Annotated in this window: 20 protein-coding genes; 9 read left to right on the forward strand and 11 right to left on the reverse strand. The window is 57.5% G+C overall.

Going from position 1 to position 19955, the window contains the following annotated elements; genetic code table 11:
- The first annotated feature begins 32 nt into the window (after positions 1–32).
- The 5 genes from LOC22_RS05490 to LOC22_RS05510 all read left to right on the forward strand — a co-directional run bounded on the left by LOC22_RS05490 (position 33) and on the right by LOC22_RS05510 (position 5731).
- The gene (locus tag LOC22_RS05490) at positions 33–1436 is read left to right on the forward strand and encodes a TolC family outer membrane protein (RefSeq protein ID WP_023304292.1); all 1404 of its coding nucleotides are present in this window, start codon (positions 33–35) and stop codon (positions 1434–1436) included.
- Positions 1433–3625 (forward strand): type I secretion system permease/ATPase, encoded by a 2193-nt coding sequence (locus tag LOC22_RS05495; RefSeq protein ID WP_045906891.1) that lies wholly within the window; start codon positions 1433–1435, stop codon positions 3623–3625. Before LOC22_RS05490 ends, LOC22_RS05495 begins: the two co-directional genes overlap by 4 nt.
- Positions 3606–4805 carry an HlyD family efflux transporter periplasmic adaptor subunit gene (locus tag LOC22_RS05500; protein ID WP_017382757.1) on the forward strand — a complete coding sequence of 400 codons (1200 nt, stop codon included), beginning with the start codon at positions 3606–3608 and terminating at the stop codon, positions 4803–4805. Before LOC22_RS05495 ends, LOC22_RS05500 begins: the two co-directional genes overlap by 20 nt.
- A gap of 250 nt (positions 4806–5055) precedes the next feature.
- On the forward strand, positions 5056–5355 hold the full coding sequence (locus tag LOC22_RS05505; protein WP_015571638.1) for a type II toxin-antitoxin system RelE/ParE family toxin: 300 nt from the start codon (positions 5056–5058) through the stop codon (positions 5353–5355).
- A 10-nt stretch (positions 5356–5365) separates the two neighbouring features.
- Positions 5366–5731, forward strand: coding sequence for a HigA family addiction module antitoxin (locus LOC22_RS05510; RefSeq protein ID WP_032654721.1), 366 nt, complete (start codon positions 5366–5368; stop codon positions 5729–5731).
- 26 nt (positions 5732–5757) lie between these two features.
- On the opposite strand, the gene LOC22_RS05515 is transcribed toward LOC22_RS05510, so the two are convergent.
- Both LOC22_RS05515 and LOC22_RS05520 read right to left on the reverse strand, forming a co-directional pair.
- Positions 5758–6939, reverse strand: a complete 1182-nt coding sequence (locus tag LOC22_RS05515; protein WP_017382758.1) for a PLP-dependent aminotransferase family protein — start codon at positions 6937–6939, stop codon at positions 5758–5760.
- A 20-nt stretch (positions 6940–6959) separates the two neighbouring features.
- Entirely contained in the window at positions 6960–7847 is an 888-nt protein-coding gene (locus LOC22_RS05520; RefSeq protein WP_015571641.1) for a LysR family transcriptional regulator, read from the reverse strand.
- A 97-nt stretch (positions 7848–7944) separates the two neighbouring features.
- On the opposite strand from LOC22_RS05520, the gene LOC22_RS05525 reads away from it, so the two are divergent.
- The gene (locus LOC22_RS05525; protein ID WP_033487546.1) at positions 7945–8547 is read left to right on the forward strand and encodes a short chain dehydrogenase; all 603 of its coding nucleotides are present in this window, start codon (positions 7945–7947) and stop codon (positions 8545–8547) included.
- A gap of 110 nt (positions 8548–8657) precedes the next feature.
- Here LOC22_RS05525 and LOC22_RS05530 read toward each other — a convergent pair whose 3' ends face one another.
- The 6 genes from LOC22_RS05530 to LOC22_RS05555 form a co-directional block, all read right to left on the reverse strand.
- A complete protein-coding gene (locus LOC22_RS05530) occupies positions 8658–10037 on the reverse strand; it encodes an amidohydrolase family protein (RefSeq protein ID WP_230239416.1) in 1380 nt (459 codons plus the stop codon).
- 1 nt (position 10038) lies between these two features.
- Positions 10039–10995 carry a carbamate kinase family protein gene (locus tag LOC22_RS05535; RefSeq protein WP_047055938.1) on the reverse strand — a complete coding sequence of 319 codons (957 nt, stop codon included), beginning with the start codon at positions 10993–10995 and terminating at the stop codon, positions 10039–10041.
- Positions 10992–12572 (reverse strand): hypothetical protein, encoded by a 1581-nt coding sequence (locus tag LOC22_RS05540; RefSeq protein WP_015571646.1) that lies wholly within the window; start codon positions 12570–12572, stop codon positions 10992–10994. The genes LOC22_RS05535 and LOC22_RS05540 overlap by 4 nt, the downstream gene beginning before the upstream one ends.
- A gap of 11 nt (positions 12573–12583) precedes the next feature.
- Complete coding sequence (locus LOC22_RS05545) at positions 12584–13999, reverse strand: DUF1116 domain-containing protein (RefSeq protein ID WP_032671911.1); 1416 nt, start codon at positions 13997–13999, stop codon at positions 12584–12586.
- Complete coding sequence (gene fdrA / locus LOC22_RS05550; protein WP_230239417.1) at positions 13999–15540, reverse strand: acyl-CoA synthetase FdrA; 1542 nt, start codon at positions 15538–15540, stop codon at positions 13999–14001. Before fdrA ends, LOC22_RS05545 begins: the two co-directional genes overlap by 1 nt.
- 108 nt (positions 15541–15648) lie before the next feature.
- Complete coding sequence (locus tag LOC22_RS05555) at positions 15649–16254, reverse strand: ankyrin repeat domain-containing protein (RefSeq protein WP_017382766.1); 606 nt, start codon at positions 16252–16254, stop codon at positions 15649–15651.
- A gap of 320 nt (positions 16255–16574) precedes the next feature.
- Here LOC22_RS05555 and LOC22_RS05560 point away from each other — a divergent pair, with 320 nt between their 5' ends.
- On the forward strand, positions 16575–17504 hold the full coding sequence (locus LOC22_RS05560; RefSeq protein WP_023295311.1) for a LysR substrate-binding domain-containing protein: 930 nt from the start codon (positions 16575–16577) through the stop codon (positions 17502–17504).
- Here LOC22_RS05560 and LOC22_RS05565 read toward each other — a convergent pair.
- Complete coding sequence (locus LOC22_RS05565; protein WP_003862203.1) at positions 17501–17659, reverse strand: YqaE/Pmp3 family membrane protein; 159 nt, start codon at positions 17657–17659, stop codon at positions 17501–17503. The genes LOC22_RS05560 and LOC22_RS05565 overlap by 4 nt on opposite strands.
- 342 nt (positions 17660–18001) lie before the next feature.
- Between LOC22_RS05565 and LOC22_RS05570 the strand changes: the two genes are divergently transcribed.
- On the forward strand, positions 18002–18181 hold the full coding sequence (locus LOC22_RS05570; RefSeq protein WP_015571651.1) for a hypothetical protein: 180 nt from the start codon (positions 18002–18004) through the stop codon (positions 18179–18181).
- Between the two features lie 37 nt (positions 18182–18218).
- Here LOC22_RS05570 and stpA read toward each other — a convergent pair whose 3' ends face one another.
- Positions 18219–18623 carry a DNA-binding protein StpA gene (gene stpA, locus LOC22_RS05575; RefSeq protein WP_022651717.1) on the reverse strand — a complete coding sequence of 135 codons (405 nt, stop codon included), beginning with the start codon at positions 18621–18623 and terminating at the stop codon, positions 18219–18221.
- A gap of 496 nt (positions 18624–19119) precedes the next feature.
- Between stpA and alaE the strand changes: the two genes are divergently transcribed.
- Positions 19120–19569: an L-alanine exporter AlaE gene (gene alaE / locus LOC22_RS05580; RefSeq protein ID WP_015571653.1), complete on the forward strand. Its 450-nt coding sequence runs from the start codon at positions 19120–19122 to the stop codon at positions 19567–19569.
- A 32-nt stretch (positions 19570–19601) separates the two neighbouring features.
- On the opposite strand, the gene LOC22_RS05585 is transcribed toward alaE, so the two are convergent.
- Positions 19602–19946, reverse strand: coding sequence for a DUF2002 family protein (locus LOC22_RS05585; protein ID WP_006811693.1), 345 nt, complete (start codon positions 19944–19946; stop codon positions 19602–19604).
- Positions 19947–19955 lie beyond the last annotated feature (9 nt).

The following is a 19955-nucleotide window of genomic DNA, read 5'->3' on the forward strand; positions in this document are numbered from 1 at the left end:
AAAAAGCAGTACTTTTTTATTAGGGACAAGACATGGGAAAGAAGATGCCTTACTGGTGGCTCTCGTGCTGCCTGATATCTGTGCCCGCTATCGCGGCAAACCCTGCGGCGATGATTAATACCGGACAATTAAGCGAAACGCAGGAACTCCCCTCTTTAAATGGTCGCGTGGCGCCCGTAGCCAGCAAAGCCGCCCCCGGCACGCTACAGCTGAATGAAGCGGTTAACCGCGCCGTGACCTGGCATCCGGCCATCAGTGAAGCCGTCGGCAAACTTTATCAGCAGAGCGAAAATGTGGACGTCGCCAAATCGAAATATTATCCGCAAATTAACGCCGGCATGGATAACGGCTATAGCCACGACGGTGACGATAATGGCTTTACCCCTTCGCTGGTGCTTTCTCTTTCGCAAATGCTTTACGACTTCGGCAAAGTCGCAAGCCAGGTGCGCGCCGAAAACGCGGGCGTCGCCCAGCAGCAGGCCAACGTGCTGGTGAGCATCGACACCATCGCCCACGATACCGCCATCGCCATGGTGCAGGTGCAGACCTGGCAGCAGATGGTCGAGACCGCCAAAGAACAGCTGGATGCCCTGTCCTCCATCGGCACCCTGACGAAACAACGTAATGATGAAGGCGCAACGTCACTCTCTGACGTGGTGCAGACCGACGCCCGCATCGAAGGGGCGCGTGCGCAGCTGATGCAGTATCAGGCCAGCCTCGACAGCTCGCGCGCCACGCTGATGAGCCTGCTGGGCTGGGACAGCCTGAACGAGGTCAGCAATGACTTTCCGCAGAGCCTGGCCCGCAGCTGCGACATCGCCGAGCCGGACGATCGTCTGGTGCCCTCGGTATTAGCGGCCTGGGCGCAGGCCAACGTCGCGCAGGCTAATCTCGACTATGCCAACGCGCAAATGACCCCTACCGTTTCGCTGGAGCCGGAAGTTCGTCACTACCTGAACGACCGCTACGCCGGCAACGAAACGCGGGACCGCACCCAGTACTCCGCGTGGGTAAAAGTGCAGATGCCGCTCTATCAGGGCGGCGGCCTCACCGCCCGGCGTAACGCTGCCGGACACGCGGTGGAATCCGCCCAGTCCACCATCCAGCGCACCCGTCTTGAGGTGCGGCAAAAACTGCTGGAAGCGCGCAGCCAGGTGATGAGCCTGATGAGCACGCTTCAGATCCAGGGCCGTCAGGAAGCGCTCAGCGCCCGCACCCGCGAGCTGTATCAGCAGCAGTATCTCGATCTCGGTTCCCGCCCGCTGCTCGACGTGCTCAACGCCGAGCAGGAGGTGTATCAGGCGCGCTTTACCCAACAGCAAACCGCCGGACAGCTGCATCAGCTTCAGCTCAACTGTCTGTACAACACCGGGCGCCTGCGTCACGCGTTCGATCTTGAAAACCGCACCATCCAGACCGTGGAGATCCAGCCATGAAGCAACGCGATATTCCGCAGGGTGAAAATATGACGGATGAGGCGCTGGAGCAGTGGGCGCAGGCGTTTGGCTATGTGGCGACGCGCTATCGCGTTGCCTGTTCGCCAGGCTCGCTGATCGCCGGCGCGCCGTGGCTGAAAGGCAAACCGATGGTGCCCGCGCTGACGCAGCTCGCCCGTGAAGCCGGGCTGACATTCCAGCTGCTGACGGCCGATCAGCACGCTATCAACAGCTGGCGTCTGCCGGTGGTGGTTGAGCTGAACGACGGTAAAATCGGCGTGATCGACAATTTCGACGGCGAGGATACGCTTGAGGTCAGCTTTTTCGACGACAGCACGCACACCAACCGCCTGTCGATGAGCGCGATGCTGCCTGCCATCCGCCACGTCATCGCCCTGCGTCCGCTGGCGGCGCTGAAGGACAGCCGCGTGGATGCCTATATCTCAAAATACCGCCCGGACTGGCTCTACCGGCTGGTGATGCGCGACCTTCGCCCTTACAGCTGGGTGATGCTGGCTGCACTGTTCATTAACGTGCTCTCCCTCTCGGGCATCGTCTTTTCCATGCAGGTGTATGACCGGGTGATCCCCGCCCAGTCCTATCCGACGCTCTATGTGCTGACCATCGGGGTGCTGATCGCCACGCTGTTTGGCTTTGTGCTGCGCGTGGCGCGCGGACACATTATGGATCTGCTGGGTAAACGCTCGGATCTGCGCGTCTCGGATCGGGTGTTCGGCCACGCGCTGCGGCTGCGCCACAGCGCCATTCCGCGATCCACCGGCAGCTTTATCTCCCAGCTGCGCGAGCTGGAGCAGATCCGCGAGATGGTCACCTCCTCCACCATCTCCACCATCGTCGATCTGCCGTTTTTTATCCTGTTTGTGATTGTGCTGGCGATCATCGCTCCGCAGCTGGCGTGGATCGCCCCGGTGGCGGCGGTGATCATGGTCCTGCCTGGCCTGCTGCTGCAAAAGAAGCTGGCGGAGCTGGCGAAGCAGTCGGCGCATGAATCAACCCTGCGCAACGCGGTGCTGGTGGAGAGCGTGCAGGGGCTGGAGGACATCAAGCTGATGCAGGCGGAGAACCGCTTTTTGCAGCAGTGGAACAGCTATATCCAGATCACCGCTGAATCCGGCCTGCGCACCCGCGAGCTGACCCAGAACCTGATCAGCTGGGGGATGACCATTCAGAGCCTGGTGTATGCCGGGGTGATCGTGGTGGGCGCGCCGATGGTGATCGACGGCACCTTAACCACCGGTTCAGTGGTGGCCGCCTCAATGCTCGCCTCACGGATGATCGCCCCGATGGCGACGCTGTGCGGCGTGCTGGCCCGCTGGCAGCAGGTGAAGGCGGCCAAAGAGGGGCTGGACAGCATTATGCAGCTGCCGACCGAGAATCAGCGCGAAGAGACGCCGATCCGTCAGGACGTGCTGCGCGGACATTACCTGTTCGAGCAGGCGCAGTTTCGCTATCACCCGGAAGATCCGCGTATGGCGCTGCGCATTAACCGTCTGGAGATCAAAGCGGGCGAGAAAGTGGCGATCCTCGGGCGCAACGGCGCGGGCAAATCAACCCTGTTGCAGGCGATGGCAGGCGGGATGGATCTGGCGGGCGGTGAACTGCGGCTCGACAACCTCAGTCTGCCGCATCTGGACGTGGCTGACGTGCGGCGAAACGTCGGCTTTATGACCCAGAACGCCCGGCTGTTTTACGGCACCCTGCGCGAGAACATCACGCTCGGCATGCCGCGCGCCACCGATAAAGAGATCTTCGAGGTGCTGGAGATGTGCGGCGCGGCCAGCTTTGTGCAGAAGCTACCGAAGGGGCTGGATTACCCGATTATGGAGAACGGCGTCGGGCTGTCCGGCGGGCAGCGGCAGTCCATCCTGCTGGCACGGATGCTCCTGCGCGATCCGAATATCGTGCTGATGGATGAACCGACCGCTTCCCTTGATGAGCATACCGAGCGGGAATTTATTCAGCGCCTCGAAGCGTGGCTTGGCAACCGCACGCTGATTGTCGCGACCCACCGCGTGCCGGTGCTGGAGCTGGTGGAGCGCGTGGTGGTACTCAAAGATGGCATGCTGGTGATGGACGCGCCAAAAGCCCAGGCGCTGAACAACAGCCGTATGCAGCAACAGCAGCAGGCAACCGGACGGGAGTGGAAAAATGAAAATCAGTCAGCGTGACGTTGCCGCAGTAGAAGATCTGGATAACGCGCTCGACTCAGAAAGCGGTTATACCGGTGCCCGGCGCATTGTTTTCTTCTCCCTGCTGATGTTTGTGGTGCTTGGCGTCTGGGCGTGGTTCGGGGTGCTGGACGAAGTCTCAACCGGCACCGGGAAAGTGATCCCCAGCTCACGCGAGCAGGTTTTGCAGTCGCTGGATGGGGGCATCCTCACCGAGCTGAACGTGCACGAAGGGGATCAGGTGCAGGCCGGACAGGTGCTGGCGCGGCTGGATCCTACCCGCTCGGAATCCAACGTCGGCGAAAGCGCGGCGCGTTACCGGGCATCGTTGGCCTCCAGCGCGCGTCTGTATGCCGAGGTGAACGATCTGCCGCTCAAATTCCCGCCGTCCCTGGCGAAATGGACCGACCTGACCGCCGCTGAAACGCGGCTCTACAACTCGCGCCGCGCCCAGCTTGAGGATACCCAGCGGGAGTTGCGCGCCGCGTTAGATCTCGCGAACAAAGAGCTGGCGATCACCCAGCGGCTGGTGAAAACCGGGGCCGCCAGCCACGTGGAAGTGCTGCGCCTGCAACGGCAGAAAAGCGACCTGGAGCTGAAGCTCACCGACGTGCGTTCCCAGTATTACGTGCAGGCCCGTGAAGCGCTGTCGAAGGCCAACGCCGAGGTGGATATGGTGTCAGCGATCCTGAAAGGCCGCGAGGATTCCGTTACCCGTCTGACGGTGAAGTCTCCGGTGCGCGGGATCGTGAAAAACATCAAAGTGACAACGATTGGCGGTGTGATCCCGCCCAACGGTGAGCTGATGGAAATTGTGCCGGTGGACGACCACCTGCTGATTGAAACCCGCCTCTCGCCGCGGGATATCGCCTTTATCCACCCTAATCAGGAGGCGCTGGTGAAAATCACCGCCTACGATTACGCGATTTACGGTGGGCTACACGGGGTGGTGGAGACCATTTCGCCGGACACTATTCAGGACGAAGCGAAGCCGGAGGTGTTCTATTACCGGGTGTTTATCCGTACCAGCCAGGATTATCTGGTGAATAAGGCGGGCAGGCACTTCTCGATCGTGCCGGGGATGATAGCGACGGTGGATATCAAGACCGGGGAGAAAACGGTGCTGGATTATATGATCAAACCGTTTAACCGGGCGAAGGAGGCGCTGAGGGAGCGGTAGTCAAACGCCGGGTGGCGGCTGCGCCTTACCCGGCCTACATTCTCGCAGGCCCGCGCAAGCGCAGCGCCGCCGGGCATTAATCCGCACGCAAGACGTGGAATCCGCCTCGAAGAATTAACCTTTAGTCATGCATCACACTTCCCTTCAGCCATGACCAGGGTAATATTACTCGCAGACAAAACGCACTTGCGCACAGTGCAGGAGTGCATTACTATCCACTCAGCTTCAAGGACTGGAGCTTACCAGCATTATGATTAATCATTTTCGGGATCAATGGCTTGAGGATTTTTTTCTCTACGGGAGATCGAGCAATGTTATCCCTTTGAATCTGGAAACAGCGCTTGCAAGAAAGCTCGACATCATCAATGCGGCCATGTCGCACCTGGATTTACGATCGCCACCGGGCAATATGTATGAAGCATTGAGTCCTCCGTTGAAGGGATATTCCTCTATCCGGGTAAACAGACAATACAGGCTTGTATTTCGCTGGTCAGAGGGAAAAGCAGACGATCTCTATCTCTCTCCACACAAGTACACGCAACACAAGTGAGGCATCACCTATGACACTTCAACAGGCACTCCGCAAACCCACCACGCCGGGCGAGGTGTTGCAGTATGAATATCTTGAACCGCTCAATCTGAAAATCAACGATCTGGCAGAGATGCTAAATGTACACCGCAATACCGTAAGCGCGTTGGTCAATAACAATCGCAAACTTACTGCCGATATGGCGATCAAACTGGCAAAAGCCTTTAATACCACTATTGAATTTTGGCTGAACTTACAGCTAAACGTTGATATCTGGGAAGCGCAATCTAACTCCCGCACGCAGGAGGAGTTAAGCCGGATAAAAACCGTTGCGGAAGTCATGGCGAAGCGAAAACTTGGCAAGCCAGACGTTACCCTGCACGGGAACAGCGCATAACGGCATCTGCCATTATGCGCATCCTGTTACAGGGAAATTTTGAGGCGTCGAACCGCTTCTTTAAGCTGCTCATCCGTTGGGGTAACGAAAGACATGCGCAGCGTGGTATGGTCCGGCTCGTTGCAGTAGAAGAACTCACCCGGCACAAACACGACGCCGTTGCTCAACGTTTTTTCCAGCCATTTCGTCGTATTGATGCCGTTGTTCATTTTCGCCCACAGGAACATGCCGCCCTTTGGCTTGTGGAACGACATCACATCGCCCAGCTCCGCTTCCAGTTCCGTTGCAAAGGTCTGGTATTTCTGGCGATAGGCTTCGCGGATCATTTTAATCTGATTCGCCAGACGACCGGTTTTCAGATACTCGTACGTCATCAGCTGCGACAGCGTGCTGGTGTGCAGATCGGTGGTTTGCTTGAGGTTCACCACCGCGCGCTTCAGCCACTCCGGCACCAGCACCCAGCCCACGCGGGTGCCCGGCGCGAGGATTTTAGAGAAGGTGGAGGTGTACACCACGTTATCCTCATTGCCGATATCTTTGGCATGAGCAATCAGCGGGCGGAACGCTTCGTCGGTGTAGTTGATCTCGCTGTACGGGTCGTCTTCGATAATCACGAAGTCATAGCGCTTCGATAATTCCACCAGCTGTTTACGACGCGCTTCGGAGAGCGTCACGCCGCCCGGGTTACCAAAGGTTGGCACGATATAAACCGCTTTGATGGTTTTGGTGGCTACCAGCGCTTCAAGTTCATCCACTTTCATGCCGTCGCCGTCGGTGCCAACGGATTCAAAATTCGCCTGCGCCAGGCCAAAGACCTGCAACGCGGCGAGGTAGGTAGGCCGCTCCACGACGACCGTATCGCCCGGGTTAATTAACGCCCGCGCCAGCACGTCAAGCGACTGTTGCGAGCCGGAAGTAATGACCACGTCATCGGCTTTACAGGCGATGCCGCGACCTTCACAGATGCGTTGGATCTCTTCGCGCAGCCCCGGGACGCCTTCCGTCAGGCCATACTGGAACGCTTCGCCAAAATGCTGAGACAGCACGGCATCAGCAGCGATTTTTAAACCCTCATGATCGAACAGGTCCGGATTTGGAATACCGCCACCCAGCGAAATCACGCCTGCCATTTTGCTATGTTTTAATAATTCACGGATGGCAGAGGATTGCAGGCCCTGCGCGCTGCTGGCGAGTTTGTTTGCAGACATTCTTTACTTACCTTCTTTTTTTATATTGTGCCCAATCTTAGCAGAATATGGGCAATAAATTCCGTTAGCTTAGGCAGCGGCCGCAAATCCTGACGCCACAGTAAATGCACCGGCCTCGGCGCGGGCGTAAACGCTTCCAGAACCCGAACCAGCCTGCCGCTCGCCAGCTCTTCCGCCACCAGCACTTCCGGTTGCAGCAGGAGTCCCGCCCCGGCTCGCGCCGCCATGCGTAAGCCGTAGCCGTCATTGCATCGTAAGACGGCATCACGCTTCCAGCGCACTTCGCCTTCCACTCCCGGCAGCCGCCACTCGTTACGCGCCGTCCAGACCGTGTGCGACAGGCACAGGTGATCCACCAGATCGGCTGGCGTTTGCGGCGTACCGTGACGCGCCAGATAATCCGGCGCGGCGCAGATCACCATGTTGTAGGGACACAGATATTTCGCCACCAGATCCTCATTACGGATCTCACCGATACGAATGGCCAGATCGACCCCTTCCTCTACCAGATCCACCATTCGGTTGGTGAGATCCAGTTCGATGCGCACTTCCGGGTAACGCTGCAAAAACGTGGCCGTCAGAGGCGCGATAACGCAGCCGCCAAACGAGGTAGGCGCCGTCACGCGCAGGGTGCCGGCGGGCGTGGCTCGCAGACGCTCAACCGCGTTTTCAGCAATCGAGACCTGCTCCAGCACGCGCCTGGCCTCTTCGAAATAAACGCGTCCGGCATCCGTCAGGCTCTGGCGACGGGTGTTGCGCTCCAGCAGCCGCGTACCGAGCTGCGATTCCAGCTGCGCAATATACTTCCCGACCATTACCGCCGACATCTCCAGCCGGGCCGCCGCGCCGGTAAAGCTGCCGCTTTCCACCACTGCGATGAACGTCTCCATGCCGCGAAGCTTATCCATATTACGAACCTCTGGTTAGTAATCTTCTAACATCAGCCCAGTTTATCTGAATTTTTATTTATTTAAGAATGAAGGCTCACAACATAAGGAGTCTGCTATGAAAATCGTCATTATTGGTGCCAGCGGTACGGTCGGTCATGCTGTGACAGAAGAGCTAAGCCGTCGCCACGAGGTGATCCGCGTGGGTCGCACGCAGGGCGATCATCAGGTGGATATCACCTCGCAGGCGAGCGTGCAGGCGCTGTTCAAAAAGATCGGTCCGGTGGATGCGATTGTCTCCGCCAGCGGAGGGTTGCACTTCGGCCCGCTCTCAACCATGACCGACGGCGAGTTCAACCAGGGTTTGCAGGATAAGCTGCTGGGGCAGGTTCGTCTGGCGCTGACCGGCCAGCACTTCCTGAACGAAGGTGGCTCGATTACGCTGATAAGCGGGATTGTGGCGCACGAGCCGATTGCCCAGGGCGTGAATGCCACCACGGTTAACGCCGCGCTGGAAGGGTTTGTGCGCGCCGCGGCCTGTGAACTGCCGCGCGGTATTCGCATTAATCTGATCAGCCCGACGGTGCTGACCGAATCCGCCGAAGCGTACGACGGCTTCTTCCCGGGCTTTGAAAGCGTTCCCGCCGCGACCGTTGCGCAGGCTTACCGCCGCAGCGTCGAAGGGGTGCAGAGCGGGCGGGTGTATAAAGTCGGTTATTAAGCCTTACGGGCGGCGAGTATATGGCATTGCCGGGTGGCGGCTTCGCCTTACCCGACCTACAAAATCTCCGAACCGTAGGCCGGGTAAGCGCAGCGCCACCCGGCACCACATTAGCCCACAGAGCCCCAGACCAGATTCCCCTTATGGAACGTCGCGGTACGCGGAGAGATGCGTGCCACGGCCTCGGCGGAACAGGAGGCATCCACCAGCACAAAGCTGGCGTCATCCTGCGCTTTCGGCCACGCGCGCTCGCCTTTGTCGTTCAGCGGCAGTACGTCGCCGGTGGCGATGCCCAGCGCACGCGAAAGCGTCTGCTCATTCGGGCGAATATAGAGCTGTGCATAGAGGTTGGCTTTCTCCAGCATGTCCCCCAGACCGTACGGCGACCAGTGGTCGATCACGCTGTCGGTACCGGTCATGACAAACACGCCTTTATCACGCAGCTGCTTCAGCGGCATGTGCAGAGTGCCAATCGGCACGGTGGAGGCGATGGTCACCTGTTGTGCCGCCATGCGGGTGGCGATCTCATCCACCACTTGCTCGTTAAGCGTCGCCAGGGCGAAGGCGTGGCTGATGGTCAGCTTCCCCTTCAGCGCCGGCGTTTTCTCCACGGTTTGTACCATGTAGTTCACCGCCGCCACGCCCGCCGGGCTGGTTTCATGCAGATGGATATCCACCCCTTTGTCATAATCCAGCGCAATCTGGAACATGGTGTCGAGGGATTTCTCCATCGCGCCGTCGACGTTGGTCGGGTCCAGCCCGCCCACGTAATGCGCCCCCGCCTGCATCGCCTCGCGCATCAGCTTTTCAGAATGAGACAGCAGCAGGCCGTGCTGCGGGAAGGCAACGATTTCGCAGTCAAAGCCTGCGCCCCGGCGCGCCAGTACCGCCTGCAAATTTTCCAGGTTTTTCAGGCCGGAAACCGGCTCTATGTTGCAGTGGCTGCGGGCGATGGTTGACCCTTTGGACTGGAGCAGGTCGATCAGCTTTTCGGCGCGTTCTTGCGTGTAGGGCTGTAACTCCGGCAGCAGCTTCTGCTCCAGGCGGATCATGTCCTGAATGGTGGTGCCCGCCGGACGGTTCAGGGAGCGCCACGGGCCGCCGTAGAAGGTTTTATCCAGATGGATGTGCATGTCGCGCATCGCCGGGAGCATCAGCTTTTTGCCCGCGTCGAAGTGCGGCAGGGTCGCGTCCGCGTGGCTGTTGTTGTCGCGCAGGGCGACGATTTTCCCGTCTTTGATTTCCAGCGTTTTCAGCTCGGTGCGGGTACTTGTCGCCACGCTGCCGTCGAAGTTAAACCCGGCTTCCAGCAGCACGTTGTCGAGATAGTAATGTTTTGCGGTGATGTTCATCGGTTTACCCGTCTCGCAGGTTGCCTTTGCAGAATCGGCAGCATACGCGACGGAACCCGTGGCGCCAAACAGCGCGCAGGCGGTAACCATTTTGCCGCTCTGGCTGATAAACTCGCGGCGGCTTTTATTCTCACTCATCTTATCTTCCTTCATTAATAATGTGGGTACCCGTTTCACCGCGCAGCGCCGCGGGCAGGCAGTCCGGCGAGGTAATGATTACCCTCCTGCCGCCATGGCGTAAAAATTCCAGCGAGGCGACGATTTTCGGCAACATGCTGCCAGCCGGAAAATGCCCTTCTTCCATGTAGCGCGTCATCTGCGCCACGTTCACCGTGCTCAGCGCCTGCTGGTTTGGCTTGCCGAAGTGGATGCACACTTTCTCCACGCCGGTGGTGATCACCAGCACGTCGGCGCGGATCTCGCGCGCCAGCAGCGCGGTGGAGAGATCTTTATCTATCACCGCGTCCACGCTCTGGTAATCGCCCTGTTCACTGCGCACCACAGGAATGCCTCCGCCGCCCGCGCCGATCACCACAAATCCTTTCTGCGTCAGCGCCTTGATGGCATCCGACTCAACGATGCGCCGCGGCTGCGGTGAAGCCACCACGCGGCGATACCCCCGGCCTGAATCCTCAACAAAATGCCAGTCCGGGTGCGCAAGTTGCAGTTCGTCGCGCTGCGCCTCGCTGAAGAACGCGCCGATGGGTTTCGTCGGGTGCGTAAAGCCAGGATCGTTTTTATCCACCTCCACCTGGGTGACGACCGTGACCGCTTTTTGTTCCCCGCGCGCCGCCAGGCGGTTGTTGAGCGCCTGCTGGATCAGGTAGCCGATCCCGCCCTGGGTATCCGCCACGCAGTTTGCCAGCGGGGTCAGCGGCAGCCCTTCCCGCTCGTGGGCGATTTCGGCGCGGCGCAGATCCAGCCCCACCTGCGGGCCATTGCCGTGGGTGAGCACGATGTCATAGTCCGAGGACAGCATTTCGAGCACCGACTCTGCCACCGCTTTGACCGCCTGCGCCTGATGCTCAATCGACTGGCTGGCGTTGTCTTTGATAATGCTGTTGCCGCCGATGGCGACGACCATAAGCTCTTTCATTTTGTTTCCTTTAGAAGGTGCGTTCTGGTGCCCTCATCCCGGCCCTCTCCCACAGGGAGAGGGGGATTAACAGAGGTATCCAGCACATGCTTCACCACAAACATCCCGCCCATCATCAGGTAGGCCGTGACGAACATCAGGGAACTGCCCTCGGCAAAGCCCACCACCGGCGCGTGGATCACCCCAAACAGCGCCAGCAGCGCTCCACCGGCCGCCGCGACGGCCCCCCGCAGCGGTTTGTTGAGGATGGCGAAAATGGCGATACAGCCCCAAAGCATGCTGGCGAGCGGCGCGCCGTTGCCGAGATGCATCAGGCCTTCGTAGTAGATCCCCTTGCTGTGCAGCACGTCGGTGCCGATTTTCGCCGCGCTGGTCCCCGCCGCGCTCATCACGCTGTTCATCATGGTCAGCGCCCAGTTGGCGATCCACGGGAACAGGCAGATGAAGATGACGGGCACCTCCACTTTCGGGGTCTCCCTCACCACCTGGTTGGCGGTGACGACGCCGATAAACACCAGAATCGGCACGATGGCGGTCATCGGTATGATGGCGAGCATAAAGGCCCCCAGCCCGAACAGCGGCACGATGAACATGGTCACGCCGGACGCCAGGGTGTAGCCGATGCTGGCGCCCATCGCTTTCCAGCCAGGATGGCCGACGTAGACCGTGACCGGGAACGGATTGCCCATCAGGCAGCCGAGCATCGAGGCCAGACCGTTCGCCAGCATTACCTTGCGGGTCGGGTATTCATCCCCCGCCGCGTGGGCGCTTTCGATGTTCTCCAGGTCAAAGATGTAGTTCGCCAGCCCCAGCGGTACGGCGGACGCCAGATACGGCAGCGCGTGCGGCAGTCCCTGCATGAAGCTGTCCACGTGCACTTCTGGCGGGTTAAAGCCGAATGATGACATGGACGCTTTAATGGCATCCGGGCTTTGCAGGCCGGAGATCCACGCAAGCAGAGTACCGGCAATTAACAGCAGCAGGCCGGTCGGGATTTTGGCAAAAATCGGCTTTTTACCGAACCAGTTAATGAAGATCAGCAGCAGGACGATAAACGACACGGTCGGCGCTTCGAACGCCTGCAACATCGGGTTCATCGCCAGCAGCAGCAGGCCAAGACCGGACAGGCACGACAGCAGCACGGTACGCGGGATCATCTTGCGGATGGTTTCCCCCAGGAAGGAACCGCCCGCGAGGATCATCGCTTCCACAAAGCACCACACCAGGCCAATCTGAATCGCGAAATCCGCATCGCCGGTTTGCTGGTAAACCGGCATTAAGACCAGGAAGGTCACGGTAAAAATCGACGGCGCGCTTGGGCCGGACGGCAGCGCGGTGACGTCCGTTCGTCCGGTGGCGCGCGCCATTTGCAGGCCAAACCACGTATAGCAAAGACTCGCCACCAGCACCGCCAGCCCGAAGGCTGGCGCGATGCGTCCATAAACAATCTCCTTCGGGATGCCGACGACAAAAATGAGCAGCCCCATCATGGTCAGCAAATTGGTCAGGTTGTTGGTCATCAACCCGAAATAAGCTGCCCAGTCACCTCTTTTCCACTCCAGTTTCATGTTTTTCATGGATGCATACCTTATAGAACGTAGCGATCGCGGAAGGTTAACAGCGCCTTTTCAAAACAGCTAAACGGCGGGTGAACGATGCCCGCCCCAATCATGCCGATCCCGGCGTCCTTGTGGGCAATGGCGGTATTAATGACCGGCAGAATGCCGCTGCCCGCGACCTTCATGATGTCGATGGCGGTCGGGATGCCCATAAACGACAGCAGCGGAATGGTGACGTTCGGGTTTTCGCCGAGGGTGATTTCGCGCATCTGGCGAGAAAAATCGATGGCTTCCTCCACCGTGCCGCCCACCAGCGCAACGATGGCCGGGGCCGTCGCCATTGCAAAGCCGCCGATGCCGTAGGTTTCGGTAATCGCGCTGTCGCCGATATCCAGCCCGGAGTCTTCCGGCTTATAGCCCGCGAACATCGGGCCGATCACCTGCTGCGCCGGGCCGGTGAACCACTGCCCCGGCAGGCCGGAAACGCGCAGGCCGAACTCGTAGCCGTTGCGCGCCATGGTGGTGACGACGGTGCTGTACTCAATGCCGTGGGCGGCATCCAGCGCGGCCTTACACATCGCCATCCACGTCGGACCGGAGAAGTAGTCGCTGCTGGCGACAAACTCGAACACTTCACGCTGCTGCGCCACCGGATAGCCCGCCTGGATCAGCCCCGGCGTCAGCGCCTGAATAAGCAGCGTGGTGCCCGCGTTGTTGCGGTTGTGGCACTCGTCGCCCATGTGCAGCGCCTGGGCCAGCATCAGGCGCAGGTCGATTTCGCCGATAATCTTCATCGCGTCGCGCAGCATCGGGCCGAGCACGTCGCGCATCCAGTTCAGGCGCTCGATCACGCTCTGGTCGTTAGCCCCCATGCGCAGGATCTTCGCCATCTGCTCGCTGAGGTTGGTGAAGGCGCGGTTGCCGTAGGTTTTGTTCTCAACGATGTGCATAAACATCGACGCGGAGGTGACGCCCGCCATCGAGCCCACGCAGTCGTGCTCGTGGCACGGCGAGAACGTAATATCTCCGGAGGCGGCGATCCTTGCCGCATCGTCCAGATCTTTCGCCAGCCCTTCAAACACCAGCGCCCCGGTGACCGCACCCTTCATTGCCCCGCACATGTTCTCCCAGGTAACAGGCGGACCGGCGTGCAGAATGGTCGTGCGGGTCATGCCCGGCACCACGTTGATGGCCTGGTCATAGCCCACCAGCACCGGATGGGACTGAATAATCCGCTCAAGGGCAATTTTGTTCGCGGCGGCAATTTTCTCCGCCAGCGGTTTTTCCGCCAGCCGATCCAGCGCGTCCACCACCTGCATATTGCCCTGCCCCGGCGGCGTCCAGTCGAGCTGGGTCACGGGAACGTGCTGTTTTTTGAGGTCGTCGCTGAACATCGCAATCCCGACGTTAATCACGTTCAGCGGCTGGTTGAATAAGGTCGTCATTATGCTCTCTCCCCTTTGCAGACAAATTCGCGTGCCAGTAATCCGGTATTGGTGCTGCTGCTGGCCCAGATGACGCCTGCGTCAGTCAGCAGCTGGCACTGCTGCGCCAACGACTGCGGATCCTGATCGGTGCCGAGCACGTAGCCGAGAATTTCCAGCGGACGGTTGTCGGCTTTCGCGATCGCCTGTGCCTCTTTGATCGCCTCGATCATCACCCCAACCGGATCGTCATGCGCGCCAAAGCCAAGCACGAAATCCATCACGATCACCCCCACCTGCGGATCGCGCGCCTCCTGTAGCAGGCGGCTGATGCGGTTGGTCGGGTCGATCATCGGGTGTGGCTTGCCGTTGGTGAAGTCGTCGTCACCGAAATCAAGGAAGGTGTGGGCCTGGCTGACGCTGATGTCTTTCAGACGCCTGGCCGGATCCGGCTGGATGTTGCTGTAAACATCGTCAAATTTCTCCAGCGCGGCAAACATCGCTTCGTCGCACAGGGTGCCGCCGCAGAACAGGCCGCGAATGTACTTCTGCTGCGGCGTCAGGCGGGCGCGTACCTCTTCGATCAGCGGCCAGTTGAGCGGATGTAAATCCAGGGTGTCTTTTTTAATGCCGGTAAGCAGCACCGCTTTCAGGGCCGCCTCTTTAGTGCCACGAGCAAACTGCAAACCGTCTTCATCGACTGGCGGTTCGTTGCGGCCCAGGAAGCACACAACCACAGGCTTGCGGCAGGCGCGCGCACGGGCCAGTACTTTCTCAGCCACCGCGGGTGCAGGCGGTTTGGAGATGAGCGCTATCACCCGGGTCGCGTCGTCCGCCTCCAGCATGTCGATGGCATCGAGCATCATCAGGCCGCCGATCTTCTCGCTGAGATCGCGTCCGCCGGTGCCAATCAGCTGCGACACGCCGCCGCCGAACTCGTGAATGCGCACGCTCAGCTCCTGGCTGCCGGTGCCGGAGGCGCCAACGATGCCAATCTGCCCGCGACGCACCGCGTTGGCGAAGCACAGCCCCGCGCCGTTGATAATGGCGGTGCCGCAGTCTGGCCCCATCATCAGCAGACCCTTTTCATGCGCCAGCTGCTTCAGCGCCAGCTCGTCGTCGAGCGATACGTTATCGGAGAACAGCATCACGTTAAGATCGTTTTCCAGCGCCTGGCGCGCTTCCCGCGCGGCGAAGGTGCCGTTGACGGAAATCACCGCAAGGTTGCTGTCCGGACGATGGGTTTTGGCGCTGGCAATCGTCGCGTAGCGTGCTTCATGGGAGCCAGTGCGCTCTTTACGCGTGAACAGCGCTTCAATGGCGGCCAGGGTTTCCTCATTCGCCGCGTCGCCTTTAATAACGATCATCAGGTCGCCGTTTTTCGCGTCCGCTAATTCCGGCGTTAATAGCCCGAGGTTTTTTAATACCCCTTTGTTCATTTCCGTCGCCATCGCCACAAACGCCTGCTCGACGCCCGGCAATTTATTGGCTTTGGTGGAAACCGACATTAAGGAAACCGAATCGAAATACGTATTCTTTTTTATGACGATTTTGGTTGGCATTATTTTCACCTGTTTAAGATAAAAGGGGGCCGCCGTCGTGCTAAATGCACGTCGGTAACAATGCGTTTATTGATTAACGGCCAGCCAGGGGAAGGCTGACCGAATGCACTATGCGCCTGCCGCCAGCAGCAGGTCTGCGATCGCGTTGAAGCCTTTTTCCCGCGCCAGCTCGAGCGGGGTTTTGCCGTATTTATCGGTCATGTGCGGGTTCGCGCCGTGATCGAGCAGCAGCTTCACAATTTCCTGCTGCTTTGCGCCGCCGTCGTTTAATACGATGGCCTCCAGCAGCGGCGTCCAGCCGACAAAATTGGTGTGGTTGACGTTGATGTCGGTTTTTTCCAGCAGCTCACGCACGATTTCAACGTGCCCTTTTTCACTGGCAGGGGTAATGCCCACGCCGCCAAAGCGCGTCAGACGATCGAGATCCGGATTTGCCGGAAGGACAATGCGCAGCAGGGTTAAATCATTGGTCAGGCAGCCGATCAGGAAGGGGTTAAAACAGGTCTGGTCCTGTTTATCAATATCCGCCCCGGCGGCAATTAAAAACTCCACACAGGCGTAATGCCTTTTCAGACTGGCAATAATAATGGCGGTTCTTTTCTGGCGGTTGGTCGCGTTAATATCCACGCCTTTCTCCAGGCAGGCTTTTAGCGCGTCGATATTGCCCTCTTCTGCCGCCAGCAGAAATTCTGTAACCAGTGCAGTTGCAGACATATTCAGACTCCCTATGTTTCACTTCTGATGACCTGAGAATAGCAACAGCCTGGTCATAAAAGAATCCGCTTAAAAATGATTCATCGACACGCAATTCATTGTTGAGTTAAATTCAACGGTCCGGGAGAAATGTGCGTCTGTGCAACCTTTTTCTTATGTTTTACCGCTTTTACGCGCTTCAGGCTGCATTATCCTTATGGCTGAAAAAGCCTTACACAGCGCGGTTCTACGTAAAAATCCAGAACTGTGATCGACATCAACTATGATGTAACGCCGCTGTTAAAATATGTTCAAAACTGATGGTCACCAGGAGCCATAATATGAATTCCATCTTTACCGAAGAGAATTTGCTGGCCTTCACCACCGCGGCACGTTTTGGCAGTTTTAGCAAAGCGGCTGCCGAGCTGGGCGTAACCACCTCCGCCATCAGTTACACCATTAAACGCATGGAGACCGGACTGGACGTGGTGCTGTTTGTACGCAACACGCGCAGCATTGAGCTGACCGAATCCGGTTTTTATTTTTATCGTAAAGCGACCGACCTGCTGAATGACTTTCATGCCATCAAGCGCGGGATTGATACCATTTCTCAGGGCATTGAGACGCGGGTGCGCATCTGCATAAACCAGCTTTTGTATACGCCACGCCATACCGCGCGTTTGCTCCAGGTGCTGAAAAAACAGTTTCCCACCTGCCAGATCACGGTGACGACCGAGGTGTATAACGGCGTCTGGGATTCCATCATTAATAATCAGGCCAATATCGCCATTGGCGCGCCGGATACGCTGCTGGACGGCGGCGGCATTGATTACACCGAGATAGGGGCGATCCGCTGGGTATTTGCCATCGCGCCCACGCATCCGCTGGCGTTCGCCCCGGAGCCCATTTCCGAAAGTCAGCTGCGTCTGTATCCCAATATCATGGTCGAGGACACCGCGCATACCATCAACAAGAAGGTGGGCTGGCTGCTTCACGGTCAGGAGGCGATTCTGGTGCCGGACTTCAACACGAAATGCCAGTGTCAGATCCTGGGGGAAGGTATTGGCTTTTTACCGGAATATATGACGCGTGAGGCGGTGGAGGAAGGGCTGCTGGTAACGCGGCGGATCAATAATCCACGTCAGGATTCGCGCATGCTGCTCGCCACGCAGCATGCGGCGACCGGTCAGGTCACGCGCTGGATCAAACAGCAGTTTGGCCCGGAAGGCGTGCTGACCCGGATCTACAGTGACTTACTGTGGCGTACCTAGCTCTTCGTCTGAACCCAAAACGCGTGGATAAGACCGGGGAAGTAGCCCAGGATGGTCAGAAGGATATTCAGAATAAACGCCCAGCCCAGCCCCTTGCCAAGCAGCACGCCCAGCGGCGGGAGAATAATCGTAAAAACAACGCGCCAAAAACCCATAAAAAACTCCGTGCAGGCTAACCAATTGAAAATTATAAAAGACACTTCTCTAAGCGTAGCCAGTTTACGGTTAACTGCCATGCGTCTCTCGCGCTTTTACCTGCCTTTACCCTCTTTACACTGGCTTAAACCCCCGCCTTAAATGCTCTACTGTTCTGAAATTGACCGTAAGGAAACGCAATGTCTCTTCCTGTTATGTCGCCGCAGCAGGCAAACGCGCTGATTGCTGAAAGTGATGCCGTGGAACCGACGTACCTGATAAGGAGTATCTGAAAGATTAGGCTGTACCCCGCCCCCGGACGTGGGCTATGGTGAAGATCATGACAATGATGAGGAGGTGCTATGTTTTCTGTCGGTGATTATGTACAACCGCGTCAGGGCGGTCCGAAACTGAAAGTGCTCGAAGTGAATGGTGAAAACATTGTGGCTGTGCAGGCCAGCAATGAGCAGGGCGAGAAATATCACCTGAAAGCGGCGGACGTGGTTCTGTACTCCGAAGACGGTGACTTTGGCGTCTGCTAAGTCAATAATCGGGCGGAATACACCGCCCGAATAATCATCAGATCAGGAAATCGTCCAGCGATTTACCGTTTGCCAGTGCGGTTGCAATTGGCTTTGGCGTACGCCCCTGGCCGGTCCAGGTTTTTTCTTCACCGTTCGCGTCAATAAAACGATATTTCGCCGCACGCGCTTTACGTTTTTTCGTCGGCTGACCCGCCTGCGCCAGATCACTGCCTAACAGATCGCTCGGAGAAATACCGTCAGCTTTCATCAGTTCCAGCAGAGCATTAATTTTATCCTGCTGTTCAGCGCGTTGACGCTCTAATTCAGCCTGCTCGCTGCGTTTTTCTTCAGTGACAATCCGGAATTTTTCCAGCACTTCTTCCAGAACATCCATGGATAATTCACGTGCCAGCGCCCGGAGGGTACGAATATTATTAAGATTCTGTAACGTTAAAGCCATAATAATGAAAAACCTTTCTTCGTGTGTATAACATAAATCAGGCAACAGAATAATTGATTTTTGTTCTGATATCTACCCACCCTGACGTTTTGACATTATTGTAAATGTTTTAGAATATCCCGTTAATATAACCCCGAAATATATGTCTGTTTTAATGCGTAATATACCGCCCTTCCCCAGGCCAAAAACCCCTGTTTAAAACAGTTCAAAAAACCGCCTCCACTCTCCCACACAACAGAGGTTTTACACGCGCACTGATAAACTAATCCATTGATTTATTTTAATAAAATATGGACAAGGAGAGAAAATAACGAAGCGCGCAAAAAACGCACAACTTTAGAGAATTTTATGGCTAAAGCGCCAGTAAATAAAAATTAATCACTACTTGTTAGTTAAAATCCAGAGAGATACGCTATACACTCATAACAAACCAACCTAAAGCACTAAAGGCCGTAGGTAAAACGCCACTTTTTTGTCCTGTTCGAGGAGTTCAGACATGTTCTCACCGCAGTCTCGCCTGCGCCATGCGGTAGCGGATACGTTCGCGATGGTCGTTTACTGTTCCGTCGTGAATATGCTGATTGAAATTTTCCTGTCGGGAATGTCCTTTGAGCAATCCCTCTCGTCGCGCCTGGTGGCCATTCCGGTGAATATCATGATTGCCTGGCCGTACGGCCTGTATCGCGATGCAGTGATGCGTTTAGCCCGGCGTATTAGCCCGGCGGGTTGGGTAAAAAACCTGGCGGACGTGCTGGCTTACGTGACGTTCCAGTCCCCGGTGTATGTGGTTATTTTGCTGACGGTGGGCGCAGACTGGCATCAAATCGCCGCTGCGGTAAGTTCAAATATCGTGGTATCCATGCTGATGGGTGCGGTGTACGGTTACTTTCTTGACTACTGCCGCCGCCTGTTTAAAGTCAGCCCTTATAGCCAGGCAAAAGCGTAAGGTAAGGCGACTGGCTCAGGCCAGTCGCAGAGTTATTGTACGTCGCCAAACAGCCCTTTCAGGAACCGCTCCAGCGCCATACGCGAGCTGAAACCGTGCGGAATACCATAATGTTCATGCGTCTCGCCGCCTAAATAGAGCGGAAATTGCTGATAATGATCGCAGGTTTTAATATCCGAGGCGGGCTCAGCAAATGACAGGCTTCTGTCTTTGAGTGTCGGGTGAATAATGAGAGCAGTACGCCCCATTCTTGCTTCACGGTTGACGTAAACATAATTCTCACCACGGCGATATCCGTACGCTTTTGATGTTACCTCATCCATGGTGAACCCTTCTTTTTCAAGAACGCGCGCCACCTCATCGGGTCGTAAATACATATCTTTTCC

Source organism: Enterobacter sp. AN-K1 (genome assembly GCF_020971765.1).
Lineage (GTDB): Bacteria > Pseudomonadota > Gammaproteobacteria > Enterobacterales > Enterobacteriaceae > Enterobacter > Enterobacter hormaechei_C.

What these genes read in the sequence shown, in the direction of transcription:
- LOC22_RS05565 (WP_003862203.1), bottom strand. Translation starts at nt 17,659, where the DNA reads ATGGGTTTTTGGCGCGTTGTTTTTACGATTATTCTCCCGCCGCTGGGC.
- LOC22_RS05490 (WP_023304292.1), top strand. Translation starts at nt 33, where the DNA reads ATGGGAAAGAAGATGCCTTACTGGTGGCTCTCGTGCTGCCTGATATCT.
- LOC22_RS05585 (WP_006811693.1), bottom strand. Translation starts at nt 19,946, where the DNA reads ATGTATTTACGACCCGATGAGGTGGCGCGCGTTCTTGAAAAAGAAGGG.
- stpA (WP_022651717.1), bottom strand. Translation starts at nt 18,623, where the DNA reads ATGGCTTTAACGTTACAGAATCTTAATAATATTCGTACCCTCCGGGCG.
- LOC22_RS05500 (WP_017382757.1), top strand. Translation starts at nt 3,606, where the DNA reads ATGAAAATCAGTCAGCGTGACGTTGCCGCAGTAGAAGATCTGGATAAC.
- LOC22_RS05530 (WP_230239416.1), bottom strand. Translation starts at nt 10,037, where the DNA reads ATGAGTGAGAATAAAAGCCGCCGCGAGTTTATCAGCCAGAGCGGCAAA.
- LOC22_RS05560 (WP_023295311.1), top strand. Translation starts at nt 16,575, where the DNA reads ATGAATTCCATCTTTACCGAAGAGAATTTGCTGGCCTTCACCACCGCG.
- LOC22_RS05570 (WP_015571651.1), top strand. Translation starts at nt 18,002, where the DNA reads ATGTTTTCTGTCGGTGATTATGTACAACCGCGTCAGGGCGGTCCGAAA.
- LOC22_RS05515 (WP_017382758.1), bottom strand. Translation starts at nt 6,939, where the DNA reads ATGTCTGCAAACAAACTCGCCAGCAGCGCGCAGGGCCTGCAATCCTCT.
- LOC22_RS05540 (WP_015571646.1), bottom strand. Translation starts at nt 12,572, where the DNA reads ATGAAAAACATGAAACTGGAGTGGAAAAGAGGTGACTGGGCAGCTTAT.
- LOC22_RS05510 (WP_032654721.1), top strand. Translation starts at nt 5,366, where the DNA reads ATGACACTTCAACAGGCACTCCGCAAACCCACCACGCCGGGCGAGGTG.
- LOC22_RS05535 (WP_047055938.1), bottom strand. Translation starts at nt 10,995, where the DNA reads ATGAAAGAGCTTATGGTCGTCGCCATCGGCGGCAACAGCATTATCAAA.
- LOC22_RS05505 (WP_015571638.1), top strand. Translation starts at nt 5,056, where the DNA reads ATGATTAATCATTTTCGGGATCAATGGCTTGAGGATTTTTTTCTCTAC.
- fdrA (WP_230239417.1), bottom strand. Translation starts at nt 15,540, where the DNA reads ATGCCAACCAAAATCGTCATAAAAAAGAATACGTATTTCGATTCGGTT.
- LOC22_RS05495 (WP_045906891.1), top strand. Translation starts at nt 1,433, where the DNA reads ATGAAGCAACGCGATATTCCGCAGGGTGAAAATATGACGGATGAGGCG.
- LOC22_RS05555 (WP_017382766.1), bottom strand. Translation starts at nt 16,254, where the DNA reads ATGTCTGCAACTGCACTGGTTACAGAATTTCTGCTGGCGGCAGAAGAG.
- alaE (WP_015571653.1), top strand. Translation starts at nt 19,120, where the DNA reads ATGTTCTCACCGCAGTCTCGCCTGCGCCATGCGGTAGCGGATACGTTC.
- LOC22_RS05525 (WP_033487546.1), top strand. Translation starts at nt 7,945, where the DNA reads ATGAAAATCGTCATTATTGGTGCCAGCGGTACGGTCGGTCATGCTGTG.
- LOC22_RS05520 (WP_015571641.1), bottom strand. Translation starts at nt 7,847, where the DNA reads ATGGATAAGCTTCGCGGCATGGAGACGTTCATCGCAGTGGTGGAAAGC.
- LOC22_RS05545 (WP_032671911.1), bottom strand. Translation starts at nt 13,999, where the DNA reads ATGACGACCTTATTCAACCAGCCGCTGAACGTGATTAACGTCGGGATT.